This window comes from Lentzea atacamensis (genome assembly GCF_003269295.1).
GTDB classification, from domain to species: Bacteria; Actinomycetota; Actinomycetes; order Mycobacteriales; family Pseudonocardiaceae; genus Lentzea; species Lentzea atacamensis.
Window position 1 is genome coordinate 445575 of the sequence record NZ_QLTT01000004.1, and the last position, 19996, is coordinate 465570.

17 protein-coding genes are annotated in these 19996 nt (G+C 69.6%); 11 read left to right on the forward strand and 6 right to left on the reverse strand.

Going from position 1 to position 19996, the window contains the following annotated elements; genetic code table 11:
• Positions 1 to 369 precede the first annotated feature (369 nt).
• From C8D87_RS21030 to C8D87_RS21060, 7 genes are all read left to right on the forward strand, one after another.
• Positions 370 to 918, forward strand: a complete 549-nt coding sequence (locus C8D87_RS21030) for a PASTA domain-containing protein (protein WP_170155047.1) — start codon at positions 370 to 372, stop codon at positions 916 to 918.
• Positions 919 to 1515, forward strand: a complete 597-nt coding sequence (locus C8D87_RS21035) for an exosortase/archaeosortase family protein (RefSeq protein WP_109638379.1) — start codon at positions 919 to 921, stop codon at positions 1513 to 1515. It begins immediately after the preceding gene.
• Positions 1512 to 2723 carry a non-hydrolyzing UDP-N-acetylglucosamine 2-epimerase gene (wecB, locus tag C8D87_RS21040; protein ID WP_233442216.1) on the forward strand — a complete coding sequence of 404 codons (1212 nt, stop codon included), beginning with the start codon at positions 1512 to 1514 and terminating at the stop codon, positions 2721 to 2723. Before C8D87_RS21035 ends, wecB begins: the two co-directional genes overlap by 4 nt.
• 169 nt (positions 2724 to 2892) lie before the next feature.
• The gene (locus C8D87_RS21045; protein ID WP_215732408.1) at positions 2893 to 3510 is read left to right on the forward strand and encodes a helix-turn-helix transcriptional regulator; all 618 of its coding nucleotides are present in this window, start codon (positions 2893 to 2895) and stop codon (positions 3508 to 3510) included.
• A 48-nt stretch (positions 3511 to 3558) separates the two neighbouring features.
• Complete coding sequence (locus tag C8D87_RS21050; RefSeq protein ID WP_112228030.1) at positions 3559 to 4227, forward strand: MerR family transcriptional regulator; 669 nt, start codon at positions 3559 to 3561, stop codon at positions 4225 to 4227.
• Positions 4228 to 4247: 20 nt separating this feature from the next.
• Complete coding sequence (locus C8D87_RS21055) at positions 4248 to 4646, forward strand: LppA family lipoprotein (protein WP_112228031.1); 399 nt, start codon at positions 4248 to 4250, stop codon at positions 4644 to 4646.
• A gap of 234 nt (positions 4647 to 4880) precedes the next feature.
• Positions 4881 to 6206 carry a M14 family metallopeptidase gene (locus tag C8D87_RS21060; protein WP_112228032.1) on the forward strand — a complete coding sequence of 442 codons (1326 nt, stop codon included), beginning with the start codon at positions 4881 to 4883 and terminating at the stop codon, positions 6204 to 6206.
• A gap of 510 nt (positions 6207 to 6716) precedes the next feature.
• Here C8D87_RS21060 and C8D87_RS21065 read toward each other — a convergent pair.
• The 3 genes from C8D87_RS21065 to C8D87_RS49225 all read right to left on the reverse strand — a co-directional run bounded on the left by C8D87_RS21065 (position 6717) and on the right by C8D87_RS49225 (position 9766).
• Positions 6717 to 7565, reverse strand: a complete 849-nt coding sequence (locus C8D87_RS21065; RefSeq protein WP_112228033.1) for an SDR family oxidoreductase — start codon at positions 7563 to 7565, stop codon at positions 6717 to 6719.
• 347 nt (positions 7566 to 7912) lie between these two features.
• The gene (locus C8D87_RS21070) at positions 7913 to 9181 is read right to left on the reverse strand and encodes a hypothetical protein (RefSeq protein WP_146771810.1); all 1269 of its coding nucleotides are present in this window, start codon (positions 9179 to 9181) and stop codon (positions 7913 to 7915) included.
• A 42-nt stretch (positions 9182 to 9223) separates the two neighbouring features.
• Positions 9224 to 9766, reverse strand: a complete 543-nt coding sequence (locus C8D87_RS49225; protein WP_215732409.1) for an alpha-L-fucosidase — start codon at positions 9764 to 9766, stop codon at positions 9224 to 9226.
• A gap of 336 nt (positions 9767 to 10102) precedes the next feature.
• Here C8D87_RS49225 and C8D87_RS21080 point away from each other — a divergent pair, with 336 nt between their 5' ends.
• On the forward strand, positions 10103 to 10894 hold the full coding sequence (locus C8D87_RS21080) for a reprolysin-like metallopeptidase (protein ID WP_112228035.1): 792 nt from the start codon (positions 10103 to 10105) through the stop codon (positions 10892 to 10894).
• Here the strand turns inward: C8D87_RS21080 and C8D87_RS21085 are convergent.
• Positions 10888 to 13689, reverse strand: coding sequence for an AfsR/SARP family transcriptional regulator (locus C8D87_RS21085; protein WP_112228036.1), 2802 nt, complete (start codon positions 13687 to 13689; stop codon positions 10888 to 10890). The two genes, C8D87_RS21080 and C8D87_RS21085, sit on opposite strands and share 7 nt — an antisense overlap.
• A 483-nt stretch (positions 13690 to 14172) precedes the next feature.
• On the opposite strand from C8D87_RS21085, the gene C8D87_RS21090 reads away from it, so the two are divergent.
• Complete coding sequence (locus C8D87_RS21090) at positions 14173 to 14631, forward strand: inositol monophosphatase family protein (protein ID WP_233442238.1); 459 nt, start codon at positions 14173 to 14175, stop codon at positions 14629 to 14631.
• Positions 14632 to 14646: 15 nt separating this feature from the next.
• On the opposite strand, the gene C8D87_RS21095 is transcribed toward C8D87_RS21090, so the two are convergent.
• Positions 14647 to 15738 carry a pentapeptide repeat-containing protein gene (locus C8D87_RS21095; protein WP_146771811.1) on the reverse strand — a complete coding sequence of 364 codons (1092 nt, stop codon included), beginning with the start codon at positions 15736 to 15738 and terminating at the stop codon, positions 14647 to 14649.
• Between the two features lie 91 nt (positions 15739 to 15829).
• Positions 15830 to 17890, reverse strand: coding sequence for a HelD family protein (locus C8D87_RS21100; RefSeq protein WP_233442218.1), 2061 nt, complete (start codon positions 17888 to 17890; stop codon positions 15830 to 15832).
• 182 nt (positions 17891 to 18072) lie between these two features.
• On the opposite strand from C8D87_RS21100, the gene C8D87_RS21105 reads away from it, so the two are divergent.
• Both C8D87_RS21105 and C8D87_RS21110 read left to right on the forward strand, forming a co-directional pair.
• Positions 18073 to 18912: a helix-turn-helix transcriptional regulator gene (locus tag C8D87_RS21105; RefSeq protein WP_109638682.1), complete on the forward strand. Its 840-nt coding sequence runs from the start codon at positions 18073 to 18075 to the stop codon at positions 18910 to 18912.
• A 16-nt stretch (positions 18913 to 18928) separates the two neighbouring features.
• Positions 18929 to 19996, forward strand: a complete 1068-nt coding sequence (locus C8D87_RS21110) for a PQQ-dependent sugar dehydrogenase (protein WP_112228040.1) — start codon at positions 18929 to 18931, stop codon at positions 19994 to 19996.

The window sequence follows — 19996 nt, forward strand, 5'->3', positions numbered from 1 at the left end:
TCGATGCGGCACGCGAGCCCGGATGACGCGATCGGCGGCAATCGCCGGGCCGGCCGGTCACAGGGCCGACCCCTCCTCAGGGGGAGCCGGCCCCCCAGGGGAGTAGCCGATTCCGCGTTCCGCGTCATGGCACGCGGGATGACGCATCGATGGGGGGTGAGTCGTGGCCGGTCCGAGGTGACCGGCCCTCAGCAGACAGGGGTGGCCACATGTACGGGAACACCGGAGTCATGACCGGTACGGGGACAGCAGCTGCCGGAGTGCTCGCCTCCACGGGTTTTCCGATGCTGTTCGCTGTGTTGATCGGCTTGGCACTGCTCGTACTCGGTGTGCTGTTGTTGCGGTCGCGCCGTGTACATGGCGCGGACGATGCGCGCTGAGGCATCGGCCGGTCCCGTGCGACTCGGTGCGTCCGACCGGCGGCGATGGGGCATCCAGGTCGTCGCGCTGGTGGTCGTCGCGGCGGTGGCCGGACTGTTGGTGACCGGTGTCGATCGCGTGTTCGTGCGACCCGCGCTGGTGTCCGTTCCCGAGATGCGCGGACAGGATCCGGTCGTTGCCAGGGCCACGCTCGAACGGCTGGGGCTCCAGGTCGCCGAGACGATCACCAGTCCCGCCGGCTTCCGTTCGGGAGAGGTGGCCTCCCAGCGGCCACCCGTCGGGGCCGGGCTGCGTCCGGGCGGCGTGGTCGAACTGGGTGTCGCGGCGCAGCCGGTGCGCATCGAGGTGCGGAAGAACAGCTACGTCGGTCGTCGGACGTCCGAGGCGGAAACCACGCTGCGCGCGCTCGGATTCGTGGTCAGCACCGAGCGAGTGGTGTCCGAGATCGCCTCCGGCACGGTGATCGACGTGTCGCCCGACGGCCCGGTCATGCAGGGCGAGCCGGTGCGGATCGTCGTGTCGAAAGGGGTTGGGTGAATGACCGAGCCGGACAGCCTGGCATCCCAGGCGCCGCATCCGACGCCCTGGCCGGAACGGATCTTGCGAATGCTCGCGGGGGTGGTGCTCGTGGCCGCCTCAGCGCTGGTTTTCGCCAACCTCGAATGGTTCCGGTCGGTTGAGGCGATGGCCGCCACCCCGGTGGTGGGCCTGTTCGTGCCTGCCGGAGCCGCCACCGACTTCGCCCGGCAGACCGTGTACCTGTTCGGTGACGGGGCCAGCCCCGTGCTGGGCTTCGTGGTCTCGGGCGGGTGCAGTGTCGGCGTGCTGGTGGCCCTGCTGCTGCTCGCTTCCTCTCCGATGGCATTGATCAGCCGGTTCAACCCGGCCGGGGTGCTCTGGGCGGTGTTGGCCGCGGTGTGCGTGTCCTTCCTCGCCAACGTCGTGCGCACATCGGTGATCGCCGTCGTCGGCGGTCGGTATGGCCGTGAGGGCGCCTTCTTCTTCGTGCACAACGTCGGCGGCGCGGTGTTCATCGTGGTGATGGCCACGCTGTCGGTCGTCGTCCTCTTCAAACTCCTCCTTTCCGGAGGCCGACGTGTTCCTGTTCCGCCGAGAGAAACGGTCCCAACATGAGCCTGAACATCATGCCGTCGAACTCCGTTCCCGAGGTGCATCTGGTCGCCGGGACGCGGCCGGAGGCCATCAAGATCGCTCCGGTGGCGCTGGAACTGGCTGCGGCGGGCCGCATGCGGCCGGTCGTGGTGGCGACCGGCCAGCACCCCACGATGGTTCATCAAGCCCTTGCCGCGTTCGGCATCGAGGCCGACGTCACGCTGCGGCTCGATCGGCATGACGGCGGACAGGCCGAGCTCTACGCCCAGCTCCTGCCCCAACTCGATGCCCTGTGGGCGCGGCGCCCGCCGGCCGCGGTCGTGGTGCAGGGCGATACCTCCTCGACGGTCGCGGGCGCGTGCGCCGCGTTCTGGCGGCGAGTGCCTGTGGTGCACCTGGAAGCCGGACTGCGCTCACACGACCTGGATTCGCCGTTCCCGGAGGAGGCCAACCGCCGTCTGGTCGGCGCCCTCTCCCGCCTGCACCTCGCGCCGACCGGACGGGCGGCGGACAACCTCCGCCGCGAGGGCGTCGAGCTGGAACGAGTGCTCGTGACCGGAAACACCGTGGTCGACGCGGTGCGCATGATCGCTCGCCGCCGTGAACCCTTCAGCCAGCGCGAACTCGACGCGGTGGAGGCACGCGCGTTGTCCGGGAACAGGAGGCTGTTGCTGGTCACCGTGCACCGGCGCGAGTCGTGGGGCGAGCCGATGGCCGCCGTCCTGCGCAGCGTCCGCGCCATCGTCCGGGAGCACGACGATGTCGAGGTCGTGCTTCCCGCGCACCCCAACCCCTCGGTGAGCGCGCAGGTGTGGCAGGCACTGGGGAACTACCCGAGGGTCACGGTGACTGAGCCGCTCGACTATCCCGACCTGGCCCGACTGCTCACAGCGTGCACGCTCGTGCTGTCCGACTCGGGCGGCATTCAGGAAGAGGCACCGTCGTTCGGGGTGCCGGTGCTGGTGCTGCGGGAGGTCACCGAGCGACAGGAGGCGGTCGACGCGGGCTGCGCCCAGCTGGTGGGCACCGACGAGACCCGCATCCTGTCCACGGCGCGCAGGTTGCTGGCGGACCCCGCGACGCGAACGCGGATGACCGCGTCAGGCAACCCTTTCGGGGACGGACTGGCCAGTGCGCGCGCCGAACACGCCCTCGCCGCCCTGATCGGGCTCACGGAGAGCGTGCCGGAGCGGTTCGAGCCGTTCGACAGGCACATGCGGACCGCCTGACACCGCACGGCCGATTCGCGGTCGCACTTTCATGTGATTGTTCCGTCATGCCGGGGTCTCTCGCGCATCGGATGTGCTGTCCACGTAATCCACACTGGGAGGTGGCTTGATGACAGGTGGTCAGAGGAACGCGGCGGTCAGCGCGCCCCGCGGACGCACACTGGACCGCGTGCTCATCGCATGCGCGGTGTCGTTGCTCGCCGAAGGTATGGCAAGGGTGATCGACCACTTGCCAGGTGTGGCCGTCGCGGGCATCTGCGGCGCGGCGACCGACCTGTTCGCCGAGATACGCCGCAGCGACCCGGCTGTGGTCGTGGTGGACGACACACTCGATTCCGCGTTCCACACGGTCCGCCTGGTCGCAGGCACAGGCCGATCGGTCGTCGTGGTCCTGCCGCCGACACGACTGGGGCGACTGCGGGCGAGAACGGCGATGCGCGCGGGTGCCTCCGCTGTGGTGTCCTGGGCTTCTGGGCGGGTTGTGGTCGCCGATGCCCTGCGTCACGTGGGCGCGGACGACCGCTTCGTCGCTCCCGAGTTGCGGCTGCAGGCCGCGGTGGACGACACACCGGCGATGTCGCCTCGGGAGAGCGAAGTGCTGCAGTTGGTCTGTCGCGGCCTGGACAACCGGGAGATCGCGAGGCGGTTGTTCGTGTCGAGCGAGACGGTGAAGACGCACGTCCGCAACATCGCCAAGAAGCTCGGTGCCCGCGACCGCATTCAGGTCGTGGTCAATGCGCTTCAGTCGGACCTGGTCCACGAGGGGATCCCGTCGCCGCGGACGTAGGTCCGCGTCGACGTCACTGGTCGCGCGAGTGAGAGCGAGGAAGACGAGGTGCGAATCGCTGAACTGAGCGCGTGCAGTGGCGTGCCGATACCGACGATCAAGTACTACCTGCGCGAGCGGCTGATGCCCCCTGGCGAGCGCACTGGGTCCAACCAGGCGCGCTACGACCACGGTCATCTCCAGAGACTGCGCCTGGTGCGTGTCCTGACCGATCTCGGTGGCTTGCCCATCGCCACCGTCCGGGAGATCGTCCTGGCGGTCGACGTGCCGGTGCCCCATGCCGACGTGCTGATGGAGACGGTTCAGAACGGTGTGGCCGACGTCAGGTGGGATGTGGACCACGAGGCATTCACCGCCGCCAGGGCACTGCTGGCTGACCTCGGCTGGCACGGCATCGCCAACCACGCGGCGCTTGGCACGTTGGCCGGCGTCTTCGCCGCCGCTCGCGATCTCGGCCATCAGGGCGTCAGCGACTCACTGTATGAGTACGCCCGTGCGTGCGAGACGATCGCCAGAAGCGATCTCAAGCACCTGGCCGCGGTATCCGAGACCGGTTGTGTTTCGGAGGCGGTCGTCATCGGCACGGTACTCGGGAACACGGCGTTGAGAGCGCTCCGTTGGCTTGCTTACGAGGTCGAGTCCGTTCGTCGTCGCGACTGGCCGGCCGGGGGAGTGTCCCCCGCTGTGGACGTCAGTGGTGTTCCTCCTCGACCGTGACGAGATCGTGCCGGCGCGACATGTGCGCCAAGGTCAGGGAGCGACTTACCGCTGAGCTGGGACGAACCTGGGAACAGGTCAGCGAGGGCGGTGCCTCTGGGTGTGGCAGCGAGTTCCCCGGGCTCACAGGTGATGTCGACATCCGTCACCTGCCTCGGTGGAGTTCAAAGGGCAACCTGCCCGACGACCAGTGGTCCCGCGCGGAGGCGATCGTCGGTGAGGTTGCCGAAGGCTATGGCTTCGGCAAGCAGCCGGCCGTCATCGTCAACCGGCCGAGTGACCACGAAGTCGTCTACGAGAAGCCTGATGGCGCGCAGATCAGCTTCGGAACCGCAGTTAACACCCCGCTGGACGTCCGGACCGGCTGCCATTTGAAGGCAGAGGTACATGAGCGGGGAATGCCATCGCGAAAGTCGTGAGTGCGACAACTGTGGTCAGCCGTGAGCGCCTACCGCGCCGTTCGGTTCCGCCTTCCTGATGTCGCAAGAGGAGTGATCATCCCCGGAATGAACTCACGGGACTCGGTCTGTACTCCTCGAATCGAGTCCGGTGCCTGCCCGAACAGGCAGCGGACGCTGCCCGTCTCGGCGCTGCGCTCGTCCCGGTCGGCCTGCGACCATGGGATTTCGTGCGTGGATTCTGGAGGACAGGCAATGACCAGGGCTGTCGACCACGGCTCGGCCCAGGTGGTCGGGGACCGGCTCCATCGGGCGGCGCCGCCCAACGCCTGGCTCCATGTCAGCCGCGCTGCCGGCAACGCCGCGCTCGGGGCCGTCCACCAGGCTGCGGCCCCGCTGTCGGCGCAGCGGGCGCCCAAGCTCGACCCGGCGAAAGTGGCCACTGCGGCCCAGCAGGCGCACGCCTCGGCGGACGCGGCACAGGCGCTCAGCATGCTTCGCTGGTTGACGGGCCTGCCGTGGCCGATGGGCGCTTTGGTGCAACTTCAGCTGATGGCCGGCGTGCAGGTCGGGGTGGACAGTTCCGGCAATCCGGTGCAGGCCCACGTGTTTCCCGGCCAGATCACCGAGGTGGCGATGGTGGTGGCCGGTGTGCACGGCTCGGAGCAGTCCGGCGTGGAGGTGGCCGAGCGCCTGCTCAAGCAGCTCATGACCACCAAGCCCTACTTCACCGTGGTGATCGTGCCGAAGTTGTTCCCGGGCAACGTCGACAGCCGCGCTGCCTGGGAAGCGGACCTGGCCAGGAAACAGTCCGGCATTGCGGTGGGCAAGTACCAGCAGCTTCGCGACAAGGCAGGCGACATCGGCCGGTCCTCGGCCGGCCAGGAGGATCCCAATCGGCAGTTCCCCGATCTGGGCAAGGATCTGGACCTGGACCGACCGGTGGACGCGAAAGGCCGGCTGATCGAACCGTCGAACCTCGCCCTGTTGGGGCTGATCAACGCGTTCAAGCCGTCCCGGCTGGTGTCCATCCACGCTGTCAAGAACTTCACCCAGGCCGGGATCTTCGCCGACCCGCACCCGTCGGTGCGCAACAGCCAACTCGCGCAGGACTCCGACGCACTCGCCATCACCATGGCCAAGGAGGCGGAAAAACGCGGGGTCCACGTAGCCGGCAACAAGCGCGGCACGGCGTGGAGCAGCCTGTATCCCGGCCAAGACCCGAAGAAGTCCGCCGAGCAGATCAAGCGGGAGAACGCCAAGGGCCGGTCGCTCGGCCAGTGGGGCCCGTCCCAGGGCATGACCGTGATCACCGTCGAGGTGGGTGAGCAGTACCGCTCCAACTCGGCAGTCAACGACCCCGACCGGGCGGCCGAACTCGAGGCCGAGGCCGGCGTGATCCGTGAGATCTTCCTCGGACCACCGCAGGCAACACCCACCCCCGCCCCGGCACCGACTCCCGCCGTTCCGGTGCAGCCCATGCTGGTGGCGGCGGCCGCGGCCGGCGTCGGCAACGTGGCCGCGACCGACCTCGCTCAGCGGTTCATGCACTACCGGCGGGGCATGGACGGCGGGCCTTGAGCGAGCCGGAGAGTGCAGGAGCCGGGCGTCTTGGCCAGCGGGGCCCTGACACGGTCGCCACACCCTTCCTCGGCGGCATCCTCCGACCTCGCCACTCGAGGATCATCCGAGCGAACCCGGACCGCACACGCCGAACCTGCTCCGCACCCTCGACATGCATTCCGGGAGCGCCATCAGCGAACGTGCTTGACCGTGCTTCAAGTGCGTGAACTGCGCGGCAGATCTTCTTTCTGCAGGTCAGACGGTCATGAACCCGTATCTCGGGGGTCGCGGATCGCAGGTTCAAATCCTGTCGTCTCAGCGGACTGAATCAGCCCGCTGACTCCAGGCGAAGCCCAGGCCAGCGGGCTTGTTCGTGCGCTCTGAACGATCTTGGGTTGATCACCATTTTCATGATCAACAGGCGAATGAAGGAGTATGTAACGGCTTCGGTTGCGGCGGCTCGCCGAAGGTCTAGAACTTGGAGCGTTGGGTGCTTCGCGTCGAGTCGGACGAGATCGGCGTCCACGGTCACGGCGTCGGCCGACCGGCTGACTCGAGGTCGTCGCGGACGACGGACAGGGCGGCCTCGCGGTGGGCGTCGTGTTCGGCGAGGCGGGCGACGAGGGACGCCCGCACGTCCTGGTACGTGTCGAGGCCCAGTGGCAGCCGCAACGGGGTTGCGCCGCGGTCGACGAGGTCGATCATCGCGTCCGCGATCTTCTCCGGGTCGTTGACCAGAGGGAAGGTGCCGTCCGCGAGGGCCCGTCGGGTGTCGCCGGCCGGTCCCGCGTCGTACTCGGGCGTGATCGGCGCGGTGGCCAGCGAGTCACCGAACCCGGTCGGCGCCGCACCGGGTTCCACGATGGTCAGCCCGATGCCGAACGGCTCGATCTCGCGGGCGACGGTCTCACAGAAACCTTCGACGCCCCACTTCGACGCGTGGTAGTAGCTGAAGTTCGGGTACGTCGTCTGCCCGCCCGCGGTGGACACCTGCAGGATGCGGCCGTGTCCCTGCGCACGCAGGTGCGGCAGTGCGGCCCGGATCACGTGGATCGACCCCAGCAGGTTGGTGTCGATCACCTGCCGGATCTGCTCGTCGGTTGCCTCCTCGACCGCGGCGAAGACCCCGAACCCGGCGTTGTTCACGATCACGTCGATGGTGCCGAGGGCCGCGAAGGCCTCGTCCACGACGCGTCGGACCTGGCCGGTGTCGGTGACGTCGAGCCGTGTCGCCCAGAGCCGGTCGCTTCGCAGGTCGTCGAGCACTTCCGGCCGCCGCAGCGTCGCGGCGACCCTGTCACCCCGCGCGAGCGCCTTCTCGGTGAGCAGCCGGCCGAGACCGGAGGAGGTGCCGGTGATGAACCACGTCGTCGTCATTCGCCTTCCTTTCTTGTGGGTCGCTTTCGACGGTACGAGCTAGAGCCGACTCGAAGTCAAACAACTGCACCGGAATCCATGACAGCCGCCTCCGAAGACGACCCTCGCCATCGGAGAGGCGGCGAGTTGACCGGCCACTCCTCCGCAATGTCCCTTCTGGACATTCGCGTGAAGCCGAGGTGACCCAGCAGATGGCCGAGTTGCAGGAGGCGCTGTACGCCGAGCGCCTGGCCGCCGGTTCCGCGGATGGGTTGTGGCGCAACGGTCCTACGTGCCACGCTGCGAAGACGACTTTCGCGCGGCACAGGTGCCTCTGCTGCGACATCACCTCCCGGTCGAGGAGAGTGTCACTGCAGGTCCCGGAAGCTCGTGGTCCAGGCGGTGTTCCGGCCAGGAAGGCCGTCCGATCCCGGCTGCGTCGTGTAGGGGCAGAACAAGCTGTTGAGCAGCCAGGGAGTGGAGTTCGGCCCGAAGTTCGCCACCATGGCGGCGTCCTGGGACACGCCGTAGGTGGCCACGGCCAGCCGGCCGGTGGCCCGCAAGCGCTGGACCGCGTCGCGGAGGAAGTACCGGCGGTTGGCGAACCACGGGGACAGCGCCAGGAAGTCGTTCCACTTCTGCTGCGTGAACGGTCGCCGGATCGTGTCCGCGATCACCTCCCAGACCTGAGTGGTGGCCGGGATGCCGTACCTGGCCGCGAAAGCTCCGGATATCGGGTCGCTCAGGTGCGCTTTCCAGTGGTGTACCAGGGAGAACTCCAGGGCCAGGAAGGTCTGGTCGTCGCGCAGCCGGGGCAGGACGTAGTCCAGGAACGCCTGTGCCTCCTCGAGATTCGCCACGTGGGGGTGGATGTCCACCCCGTCGAGCGCGACCGTGTCGCGGGTGAAGGACATCCAGCGATTCGTCGCCGCAGTCCGCCAGGTGGGATCGTTCAGGCGGTTGAGTGCGCCCATGTAGAGCTTGGTTTTGTTGGACGCGCCGCCGTGCTGGCCGCGGTACGCGATGACGCGGCGCGCGATCGCCTCGTAGAAGACGTTGAGCGCCGGTGTGTCCCGGTCCTCCTGCCTGCACTCGATGAACGGCTCGTTGCCGACGACCAGGACGTCCACCTTGCCCATCACGGCGGGAAGCACCTTGTCCAGTCGTGTCAACGCGGTGGCCATGGCCGCGCTGCCCGGTACCGGGATGGGTTGCTCGTGGTACGGGAACTTCAGCGACAGGACTGTGCCGTATCCCTGCTGGGCGGCAGAAAGCACGGTGCGCACCACGGGCTGGTCGGCGACCACTCCGTTGTCGGCATCCGGCACGGGGAAGAAGCCCCGCAGCCAGGTGGCCGACACGTCCCGCAGTTGGCCGAAGTCGGACCAGTCCTTGGCGCCGTTGAAATTCGCGCCGAGCACGTTCTTCGGCGGAGGTGCGATCACGCGGGCCGATCGGGCCTCCAGGTGAGAGGGCGCCGCGGAGGTGTCGGACGGTGCACCGACGTCCGCCGCGGCGGAGCCGGTGACGCTCCAGGCCGTGATCCCCAGCGCGCCCGCCAGCTCCATCGCTCGCCGTCGCGAGAGTCGCTGTCCGCTTCCACTCGCGGCACTCTCCGACGGGGTGGCGTCCTTCATGGGATCCTCTCCGCACAACTACCGGGCGGGCACGGTACGAACTCATGTTTCGCTCGAGGGTAGGGGGATGCGCCAATTGACCTCAAGACGAGAGACTCGTCGTCCGGCCCGGCCGCAAACCTTTTCGTCCATTGCGGACAGTCCTGGGCCAGGGCCGTTGTGAAGCGAACGACAAGGTCCTGAACTGACACGGGCATGTGAGGTTGCAGCAGCTCGTCGAGAAGGCGCCGCATGAGGCCGGTGCGCAGGACAGCGGTGTCCCGGTGATGCTGGTCGGCCACAGCCAGATCGGCAATCATCGCCGCTCAGTCCGCCAACGACCTCGTCTCGGGCGTGTACGACGTGACGTACGTGGTCACCGCCGGATCCCCGGTCGGCCGCATCGTCATCCCGGACAACGTGCAGATGCTGTCTCTGGAGACCAAGGGCGACATCGCCGTCGTGGTGTTGGGCGGTGATCACCACGTACCGGGCGCCTGCGGCGCGGGCGTCGGCAGCCCGTTCGGCCGGGTCGCACAGATCGGGATCGAACCGGTCGAAGTACCGCTGATAGTCCACATCGGACAGATTTTCTGCGGTGCGCACCCACTCGCCGCGCCGCCGGCGGGCGAGGCTTCATGCTGCAGCATCTCGCGACACCGGACTCCCCTCCCAGCCCCGACGACCTCATCGAGGCACTGCGTGCCCTGCTCGCCGGCTACCTGCTGACCGAGGACGAGCGGCAGAACCTGCAGCAACGGCTGAGGGCTCACCCGGCGGGACAAGGCTGCACACCTGCGCAGGTCCTTGTGCCCCGCTGCGTGTACCGCCCGTGTACCGCAGCGCCGGAAGCTCCTGCCTGTCGGGCACCAGCGGCGCCCCGGACGAGGGGTGGGGCGCCGCGAACGGTTCAGGTGCCTGTGGACAGGGGAGGAGACAACGATGCGCAACAGACTTGCGGCCCTGGTGGTCGTGATCGGCGCAGTGGTGCCGATCGGGCTCAGTGTCGGGACGGCGGGGGCGGCGCCCGGCGAGTCGGAGTCGGAGCAGGTCACGGCTTCGGTGATGTCGACTCAGCGGAACGCGGACGGGACGGTCACGCAGACGACGTACACGCCCGCCGAGGGCGTCCGTCCGGCCGACCTGGCGCGGAAGCTGACCGCGAACGGCGTGCAGGGGGTCGCGCTGGTGAACGGGGCGGGTGACGTGTCCGCGCAGGTCGCGGCCTGCTCCTACGGAACGGCGCGCACGTGGCCGACCGGCACGACGTGTTTCTCCCGGTGGTCCTACAACGGGTGGGCGCGGCCGCAGATGTACTTCCGCGACCGCTCCAACAGCCTGTGGCCGGTCGGGCGTGCGGTGACGAAGTGGAACGAGACGTCGGGCATCGACTCTCACTACCGCACGTTCAGCGCGGGCTGCCCCAGCAGCACGGTGCACTGCGTGATCGTCTACAACGCCGCGTACGGCAAGACCGGCGAGTGGGACGGGGTGGTCGGCATGACGAAACGCACCCTGAACGCCGCGCAGACCTACACCACGGGCGCGTACATCGCGCTGAACGAGTCCTACGGCGGCACGGAAGCTCAGCGCTGGAACACGGCGTGCCACGAGATCGGGCACGTGCTCGGCCTTGACCACAACACGTCGACGGCCAGCTGCATGTACTACTCGAGGACGTCGCAGCGGTATCCGAACGCCAACGACTTCACCCTGCTGGAGACCTACTACTGAGCCGGCGAACGGATGCCCTCGACGCCCAGCGCGTCGAGGGCATCCAGCCGTTGGCGCACCTCGTCGGCCTCCTGCTCGCGGTCCTGCGACCGGTACAGCTCCCACGCCGTGGACCACACCGCGCGAGCGCGGTCGAGGTGGCCGAGCGCGGTGAGCGGGTGACCGAGGTTGTTCAGGGTGTTGGCCTCCTCGTACGTGTTGGCGATGTCGCGCAGCACGGACAGGGCCTGCTCGTAGTGCTGGACGGCGTCGGCGTACCGCCCGCTGTGGTGGTCGATGAACCCCAGGCTGTCCAGGGTGTCGGCCTCACCGGTACGACTGCCGTTGTGACGGAACCGTTCGAGCGCGGCGGAGCAGTGCTCGCGCGCCCGGTCGTAGTTGCCGAGCAGTGCCGAACACCACCCGACCGCGTTGAGTGCGAGCGCCTCGCCGACCGCGTGGCCGGCCCTCCGATACGCGGCCAGAGCCTCCACCGCGTGGTCATGTGCCCGCTGATGGTCGCCCCACTGCTCCCACGACCACGCCAGCGTCCGATGGGTGTGGGCGGCCTCGGCGTGGTCGCCGAGCCGTACCGCCAGGTCCAGGGCACGGTGCAGGTGCTCGACCGCCTCGTCGCGCTGCCCCAGGTCGCAGTGCGCGTCGCCGACGAGCCGGTTCGCGAGAAGCTGTGCCGCGGGGTCGTTCAGGTGTCCGGTGGCGGCCAGGCCCGCGCGGCACGCGGTGAGCTGGTCGTGCCGGTGCCCGCGCCGGTTGTGGTAGGTGAACAGCGACCAGGCGAACAGCCACGCGGTCCGGTGATCGTGCTCGTCGGCGGCGACCCGCTGGGCGGCGAGCAGGCACTCGTGTTCCTCGTCCAGCCAGCTCAGGGCGGCCGTGAGGTCGGGCAGTGGTGCCACGGCGGCGCCCGGTGCGGCGGGAGCCAGCGGGACGGCCGGGCGATGCGGGTCCAGCAGCGCGACGGTGGCGTACGTGGTGTGCAGGTAGTGGTCCACGACCCGGCGATGCGCCTCCGCCGCTTCCCGCGAACCGCGCGCGGTGTCGGCGGCGTAGCGGCGGATCAGGTCGTGCATGCGGTAGCGGCCGCCGGCCTCGCGGCTGATCAGCGAGGCGTCCTCGAGGGCGTCCAGCACCTGCTCGGTCCGGGTCCGGGACAGACCGGTGAGCGCGACCGCCGCGCCCGGTCCGATGTCCGGCCCCGGCGCCTGGCCGAGCAGTCCGAACACCGTGGCCTGCTCGGCGGTGAGCGCCCGGTACGACCACGAGAGCACGGCGGGCAGGCTGGCCGCCGGGTCACCCTCGTCCAGCGCGTCGAGCCCGCTGTCGCGCACCTCGGCGGCGATGGCGGCGAGCGGTGTCCCAGGCTCGAGACGGGCACGGGCGGCAATGATGCTCAACGCCAGGGGATACCCGCCGCACAGCCGCACGAGGTCCTCGATGGCGGCTTCCTCCGCCGCGACCCGCTCCGCTCCGAGCCTGCCGGTGAGCAGGGCACGGGCTTCGGCGTGGCTCAGCGGGTCCAGAGCGAGGTGCTGCGCGCCGTGCCCCGTGATCAGGCCGGGCATCCGGTCGCGGCTGGTGACGAGCACGGTGCACGCGTCACCGCCCGGCAGCAGCGGCACGACCTGCGCGGTGTCGGCGGCGTTGTCGAGCACCACCAGCAGCCGCTTGTGCGCCACCAGGCTGCGGAACAGCGCGGCCTGCGCGTGCGGTTCGACCGGAACGCGGCCGGCTTCGACCCCGAGCGCGTCGAGGAACCCCCGCACGGCCACGGCCGGGTCCATCGGCGGACCGTCCGGGCTGAACCCGCGCAGGTCGACGAACAGCTGGCCGTCCGGGAAGCGATCCAGGTTGCGGTACGCCCAGCGCAGGGCGAGCCACGTCTTGCCCATACCGCCCGCGCCGCGGATGGCCGAGATCACCACCGTGCCACCGGCTCGCGCGCTGGACTCGACCGCGGCGGTCAGCACGTCCAGCTCCCGTTCCCGGCCCGCGAACACGTCGGGCGCGGCAGGGAGCTGTGCGACGCCCGGCCGGGACGGCGTCCGCGTCAGGTCCAGGCCGGGGTCGTGGGTGAGGATCGCGGACTGGAGGCGCCGCAGTTCGGCGCCCGGCCGCAAGCCCAGTTCCCGGTCGAGCACCCGCCGCGCGTCGTCGTAGATCTCCAGCGCCTCGGCCGACCGCCCCGTCTGGTGCAGGGCCGTCATCAGCAGACCGCGCGGGTGCTCCATGAACGGGTTCTCCGCCACGACCCGCCGCAGGACGGCCACGGCCTCGTCGTGACGCCGCAAGGACATCAGCGCCTGCGCCAGGTGCTCGTGCGCCGCGAGCCGATGGTCGCCCAGCCGCGATCGGGCCGCCTCGGCCTCCGCGCCGGTCAGCTCCGCGAACGGCTCACCGCGCCACAGGTCCAGTGCACCGCGCAACACGTCCACCGCGTCCCGCATGCGCCCTTCGTTCCAGGCAGCACGCCCCTGCGCGACCCCGTCCTCGAACAGCAGCACGTCGAACTCGTTCCGCGTCACGCCGAGCCGGTAGCCGTTGGCGCCGTTGACGATCCGCGCCGCGCCACCCGCCGCGAGCCGGCGCAGGTTCGAGACGTAGGTCTTGACGTTGGCAGCGCTGGAACGTGGTGGTACGCCACCCCACAGCACGTCGGCGATCCGGTCGGTCCGCACCCACTCGTTGGCGTGCAACAGGAGCAGGGCCAAAACCAGCCGCCGTTTTCGCGACGGCAACTCGACCCGCTCCCCGTCGTCCCGCACCAGGCCGACGGCGCCCAACGCCTCGAACCGCACCGTTCCCCGCTTCCCTAGACGGGTAAAGGTAGCGCACCGTCGGCTCGATCAGCCGTGGTTCTCGGGCAACGCATCACTGGTGAATTCCCCCGCAACGGTCGAGAGCGCCAAGCATAAAAGGATCCGAAATGGACGGTGTCATGCGCTGATTGAGCCGCAGTGCGCGCGCCTCTCGCATTCCGGCCGGGCGCAGACGTGTTCACCTGCCAATTGAACTTTTCGCCGAACAGTCGAAATTTCGTACATGCCGATTGGAATACGAGCGCGTGTCTCACCTGCGGTTTGGACCCCCGCAGGCCGGGATGAGCCTTACCGCACGCACTTCGCGTCGTCGCACGACAAGGACACCGGCGGCGAGGCGCGTCCCGCACGGCTGTGGCCGCGGCTGGTCAAGACCCACCACGTGCCGGTCGTTTTCTCGGAGGCGGCGTTCGGGGGTGTGTGGCTGCTCGTGCGCGACCCGCGGGACGCGACGACTGGGCCGTGCACGTCGCCCTCGCCGAGAACGGTGTTCTTGTCGCGGGAGCTGTCACGCCGGCTGCGGGCCGCACGCACAGCACTCTCACACCGGCACCGCTACCCGTTGCCCAGCAGCGGACTCGGCTCCGTGTCGTGGTGAGTCGCAGTCACCGTCCGCCCTTGGCCGATGCACTGGCCGCGGTGCTGGACGTCGATCTGGTTCCCCTCGGCTCGGCCGGTGTCAAAACCGTCGAGGTCTGCACGGGTGCCGCCGACGCGTACTTCCACGACGGGGTCCAGCACGAGTGGGACAGCGCCGCACCTGTCGCCGTGGCCGAGGCCGCCGGCGCACATGCGTCGCGGATCGACGGAGCGCCGCTGGTCTACGGCGGACTCACCGCGTGCGTCCCGGATCTGCTGGTGTGCCGGCCGGAGCTGGCGCCGGTGCTGCTGGAAGCACTCTCCGCCGCACGTTCGTCGTGAGGTTCTGACCGCGCCTCACCACCAGGCGTCGATCGTGGCCGCGTCCTTCTTCGCGTTGCCGCTCTTCGTGTCGGTGTGCTTCGCGCCGGTGAGGCGGGCGCCGGAGAAGTCGGTGTGGCCGAGGTCGGTGTGGTCGAAGGTGGCGTCGGTGAACGTCGAGCCGGAGAAGTCCGCACTGCCGAACTTCGCCCACGCGAACGTGGCCCGCGTGAAGTCCGCGTCTTCGCAGAACACGAAGCCGTCGGTCATGTCCGCCGTGTCGAGACGCACCTCGACCATCGTGGCCTTCGAGAACGACGTCAGACCGAGGCGGGCAGCGTTGAGGTTCGCCCCGGTGAGGTCCGCGCCGACGAACGACATCCCGGTCAGGTTGCCCTGCGGCGCCCGCGCGGCCCGCAGGCACGTGTCCCTGAGGTCGATCACCATCGGCTTCGGGTCGAGAGTGACGTTCCGGCGGGCCAGCACGGTGAACGCGGCCAGCACGTCCACCGGAGTCTCCCCGCAGGTGCCGTTCTTCGGGCGCGGGCTGGTCGAGCGGATGAGCGCCGACAGCACCTCGACCACGGTCGACTGGTGGTCGTGCGGCGAGTCGGCCGCGATACGCTCCAACGCGTAGATGCCGCCGATCCGGCGATGCAGGTTCTCCGGCCCCTGCGCACCGACCTGGTCGACCGCACGCGTGTAACGGTCGTTGATCTGGCCCTGCCGCGCCACTTCGATCTGGTCGCGGGTGGCCGCCAGGGACAACGCGGTGAACAGCAGCGCGAGTACCGCCGTGATCGCGGTGACGATACCGCTGATCCGGGCCCACCGGCTCTCCCGGGACGAGCTGGACGAGCCGGGTGAGCTGGGAGAACCGGACGGCCGGGTGCGCCACCACAGCACCGCGGCGACCACCAGTGCGGCAACGGCGGCCAGCGCTGGCCACCACCGCTGCAGGTAGTCCCACGACGGCACGAGGTGCAGGCGGATCAACTGCCACACGGCCGCCGCGACGGCGAGCCCGACCAGCAGCAGCGCGACCAGGCGGGCTCGGCGGGTGCGATCGTGGGTCCGGTACGCCCGGCGGAGCAGTTCTTCGTCCACACCCTCGTGTCGTCGCGGCACTCGGTCATGTAACTCGAACCTTCGCGGACGCAGAGCAGTGGTCCTGACCCGGGCCGGGGTTGAGCGCCTGCCGATGGGGATGCGGGCGTCGTCAGGGCTGGAGTTCCCGCATGGCGGACAGCTCGGCCGGTGGTGGGCCGGGGTGCACGATTCCCAGTCGTCGGGTGGCTCTGGTCATGGCGACGTACAGGTCGTTGTGGCCGAGTGGCGTGGTGAGAATCGTGGCCGGGTCGGCGATCAGCACCGAGTCGAACTCCAGGCCCTTGGCCTGCTCGGGGGTGAGCAGCACGACCTTGCCGGTCAGGTCCGGTGGCGTGGCGAGGGACAGCGCGGCGGCCAGCGGTCCGATGTGGATGGCCGGGGTGATGATCGCGAGCTGGCCGTCGGTGTGTGTTGAGGCGAGGCCGGCGATGACCGTGGGCAGGTCGGCACGGGTGGTGCGGGCACGCCACGGTGTCTCGCCGGCCGAACGGACCGACCGGGGTGGCGGCGTTGCGGGATGGTGGGCGGCGAGCAGGTCGGCGGTGGCGGCCATGATCTCCGCCGGTGTGCGGTAGTTGACGGTGAGCCGGGTGAGTTGCCTGCGGTCGCGCACGTGTGGCAGCAGCACGCGGTCCCACGAGGAGGTGCCGGCCGGGTTTCCGGTCTGGGCGAGGTCCCCGACGATGGTCATCGACTTGGCGGGGCACCGGCGCATCAACATCCGCCAGGCCATTTCGGACAGTTCCTGTGCCTCGTCGACGACCACGTGCCCGAACGTCGCGCGGTCGTTGCCGTGGCCGATCAGGGTGGCCGCCTCGTCCAGCAACGGGATGTCCGCGGCGCTCCAGCCGTCGGCCGGCTCTCCGAGGAGGTCCGACACCACGCGCTCCGGGGTCAGTGGCGGCCACAGCCCGTCGAGGGCGGCCTGGACGCCGGTGTCGGCGAGCAATGAGCACCGCAGACCGGCCCGGTCGGTCTCGTCCAGCAGGGTTCTCGGTCCGCCGTCGTCCTGACCGAGCACGACACCCGCGGCGGCCAGCGCGCGCAGGTCGGCCTCGCCGAGACGGCCGTCCGGGCTGCCGCCGTCGATCGCCTCGCCGGTGTCGGTGAGCACGACCGCCTCCATGCCCTCGACCAGGCGCCGCGCGAGCACGTCCACGATCTCCCGCTGGAAGACCAGCCTGGCCTGGTTGTGCGGGAGGCCGGTCCGCCTGGCCTTCTGCACGGCACGGCCGCAGGTGTCTGGGTGGAGCCGCAGCACCTCCTGCTCGAACTCGATCTCGACCGGGGTGTCCGGTATCTGCACCTTCGACCGCACCGCGGCCGCCAGCCGTTCGGCCATGATCGACCGGCCCTTGAGCTCGGCGGTTTCCGGCGGGTCCGCCCGGCTGCCCTCGACGCCCGGCCACAGGTCGGCGATGGTCGCCGTCACCACGCTGTTCTCGCCGAGACCCGGCAGGACCTGGCCGATGTAGTCGAGGAAGATCCGGCTGGGGCCCACGACCAGGACACCGCGGGTGCGCAGGTGCGGACGGGTGTACAGCAGGTACGCGACGCGGTGCAGCGCGACGGCTGTCTTGCCCGTGCCGGGACCGCCCTCCACCACCAGCACCCCGTTGGACTCGTGCCGGATGATGCGGTCCTGTTCGGCTTGGAGGGTGGTCACGATGTCCTGCATCCGCCCGGTTCGCTCCGTGGTCACCGCGGCCAGCAACGCCGCCTCGCCGACCAGACCGCTGATGCCGGCACCGTCCGCGTCCAGCAGCTCGTCGTTCAGAGCGATGACCGTCCGGCCTCGCGTGGTGATGCGCCGCCGCCGTCGTACGCCGTGCGGATCGGTCGCCGTCGCGGTGTAGAACACCCGCGCCACCGGTACGCGCCAGTCCACCAGCAACGGCTCTCCGCCCTCGTCCCGGAACAGGCCCAGCCTGCCGATGTAGACGCGCCGACCGTCGTGCATGTCCAGCCGCCCGAAGCACAACCCGTGCTCCACCGCCTCCAGCCGGGCCACCTCCGCCTGCCAGACGGCCACCGCCTCCCGATCCCCGGCACGCCGCGCGGCCACCAGTCGCGCGGCCGCCGCCTCGCGCAGCGCATCCACACGGGCGTACAGGCCCGCCACGTACTTCTGCTCGATGTCGATCTCGCGGTCGATGTCGTTGCCGGTCACACCCGCACGCCCCCTGGGTCGGCGATCAGTGCCATCGAGAGTGCACAGCGACATCCGCGGAAAACAGTCTTGTTCTTTTCCACCGCCTCAGCCGCCCAGGGCGCCGCGACCACTTGAGCGTTTGCTCATCCAGGTGCCGACAACCCCTGGCTGCCCGACCTGTGATCACGCACATTGGTGGGGTGAACCTCGTCGAACTGGGAGCGTTCCTCAAGTCGCGCCGGGACCGGATCCGGCCTGCCGATGTCGGCTTGCCCGCTGGTCCGCGGCGCCGGGTGTCAGGACTGCGTCGTGACGAGGTGGCGCAGTTGGCCGGCGCCTCGGTCGACTACTACACAGAGCTCGAGCGCGGTGCCGGTGCCCAGCCGTCCGAGCAGATGCTGGCGGCGCTCGCCCGAGCGCTGCGGCTCAGCCGTGACGAGCGCGACCACCTCTTCTACCTGGCAGGCCGCGCGGTGCCCGCGCACGGCGGCCCTGCCGACCACGTCCATCCCAGCATGCTCGACCTGCTGCACCGGCTGGACGGCACGCCGGCTCAGGTGGTCACGGATCTGCGCGTGACGTTGGTGCAGAACCGGTTGGCGGCCGCGCTGGTCGGCCCGGCACCGCCGCCGACCGGGTGGACGGCGAGCTTCGTGCACCGGTGGTTCACCGACCCGGCGTCGCGGGCGATCTACCCCGTCGAGGACCACGACTACTACGCGCGCTCGTTCGTCGCCGACCTCCGCGCGGCGATGGCCCGCCGTGGTGGCGACGACTCCGAGGTGACCGCGCTGATCGCGGATCTGACCGCACGCAGCCCGGAGTTCACGGAGCACTGGAAGCGCCACGATGTCGCGTTCCGCCGCAACGACCGCAAGCGTTTGGTGCATCCCGAACTCGGTCTGCTGGAGGTGAACTGCCTCAATCTGCTCAGCGAGGACGGCAAGCAGCGGTTGCTGTGGTTCACACCGGCGGTCGGCACCGACTCGGTCGCCAAACTCGAGATGCTGGCCGTCGTGGGATCCCAGGCGTTGCGGTAAATCTCCAGGAGACCCCATGACCACGTACGCGCCAACTCTGCGGTGGACCGCTGCCGCCCTGATCGCCCTGTCTCTCACCGGCCTGACCGCCGAGGCGTCGTCCAGCTCGCGCACGCCAGACCTCGGCGCCGCCCCCGCCGTGATCGCCACCGACATCCAGATGCCGTGGGGCATGGCTTTTCTGCCCGGCGGCGACGCGCTGATCACCGAACGGCAGACGAGCCGCGTTCTGCGCATCGGGCCGGGTCGCGAACCCGAGCTCGTCCGCACGATTCCCGACGTGTACCTCCCGGGTGGTGACGGCGGGCTGCTCGGCCTGGATCTCTCGCCCCGTTTTGCCTGGGACAAACGGGTGTACGTGTACTACACCGCCGTCGGCGGCGAGTCACGGATCGCCCGGTTCACGCTCGGCACCGACGAACCGCTCGAGGTCGTCCTGGCCTTCACCCGCGGGGAGAACCACAGTGGCGGGCGCCTCAAGTTCGGCCCGGACGGCATGCTGTACGCCACCGTCGGTGATGGCCGCAACCCCGGAAACGCGCAGGATCTGACCAACCTCAACGGCAAGATCCTGCGGGTCACGCCGGACGGCCGCCCGGCGCCGGGCAACCCGTTTCCCCACTCGCCGATCTGGAGCTACGGCCACCGCAACCCGGAAGGCCTCGCCTGGGACGCCCGGGGCCGGATGTACTCCTCCGAGTTCGGCGAGGACGCCGTCGACGAGATCAACCTGATCCGGCCCGGCCGCAACTACGGCTGGCCGATGGTGGAAGGCATGGGGGACACCGACAACGGCCGTCTCACCAACCCGCTGATCACCTTTCCCACCGCCGAAGCCGGCCCTTCGGGCATGGCCATCTCCGGCAACACGCTCTACATGGCCTGCCTGACCGGCCAACGGCTGTACACCATGCCGCTCGTCAAAGACCGCATCGGTGAGCCGAAGGCGTACTTCCCCGGCGTTCACGGTCGCTTGCGGACCGTGGAGATCGCCCCCGACGGCGCGCTCTGGCTCACCACGTCCAACCACCCGCGTCAGCCGCGTGAGGGTGACGATCGCGTTCTGCGGTACCCGACACGCTGA

Bases quoted from the DNA above. Each gene is read 5' to 3' on its own strand.
- C8D87_RS21060 (WP_112228032.1), top strand. From the start codon at position 4,881: ATGACCAGGGCTGTCGACCACGGCTCGGCCCAGGTGGTCGGGGACCGG.
- wecB (WP_233442216.1), top strand. From the start codon at position 1,512: ATGAGCCTGAACATCATGCCGTCGAACTCCGTTCCCGAGGTGCATCTG.
- C8D87_RS21080 (WP_112228035.1), top strand. From the start codon at position 10,103: ATGCGCAACAGACTTGCGGCCCTGGTGGTCGTGATCGGCGCAGTGGTG.
- C8D87_RS21065 (WP_112228033.1), bottom strand. From the start codon at position 7,565: ATGACGACGACGTGGTTCATCACCGGCACCTCCTCCGGTCTCGGCCGG.
- C8D87_RS21030 (WP_170155047.1), top strand. From the start codon at position 370: ATGCGCGCTGAGGCATCGGCCGGTCCCGTGCGACTCGGTGCGTCCGAC.
- C8D87_RS21055 (WP_112228031.1), top strand. From the start codon at position 4,248: ATGTGCGCCAAGGTCAGGGAGCGACTTACCGCTGAGCTGGGACGAACC.
- C8D87_RS21110 (WP_112228040.1), top strand. From the start codon at position 18,929: ATGACCACGTACGCGCCAACTCTGCGGTGGACCGCTGCCGCCCTGATC.
- C8D87_RS21035 (WP_109638379.1), top strand. From the start codon at position 919: ATGACCGAGCCGGACAGCCTGGCATCCCAGGCGCCGCATCCGACGCCC.
- C8D87_RS21070 (WP_146771810.1), bottom strand. From the start codon at position 9,181: ATGAAGGACGCCACCCCGTCGGAGAGTGCCGCGAGTGGAAGCGGACAG.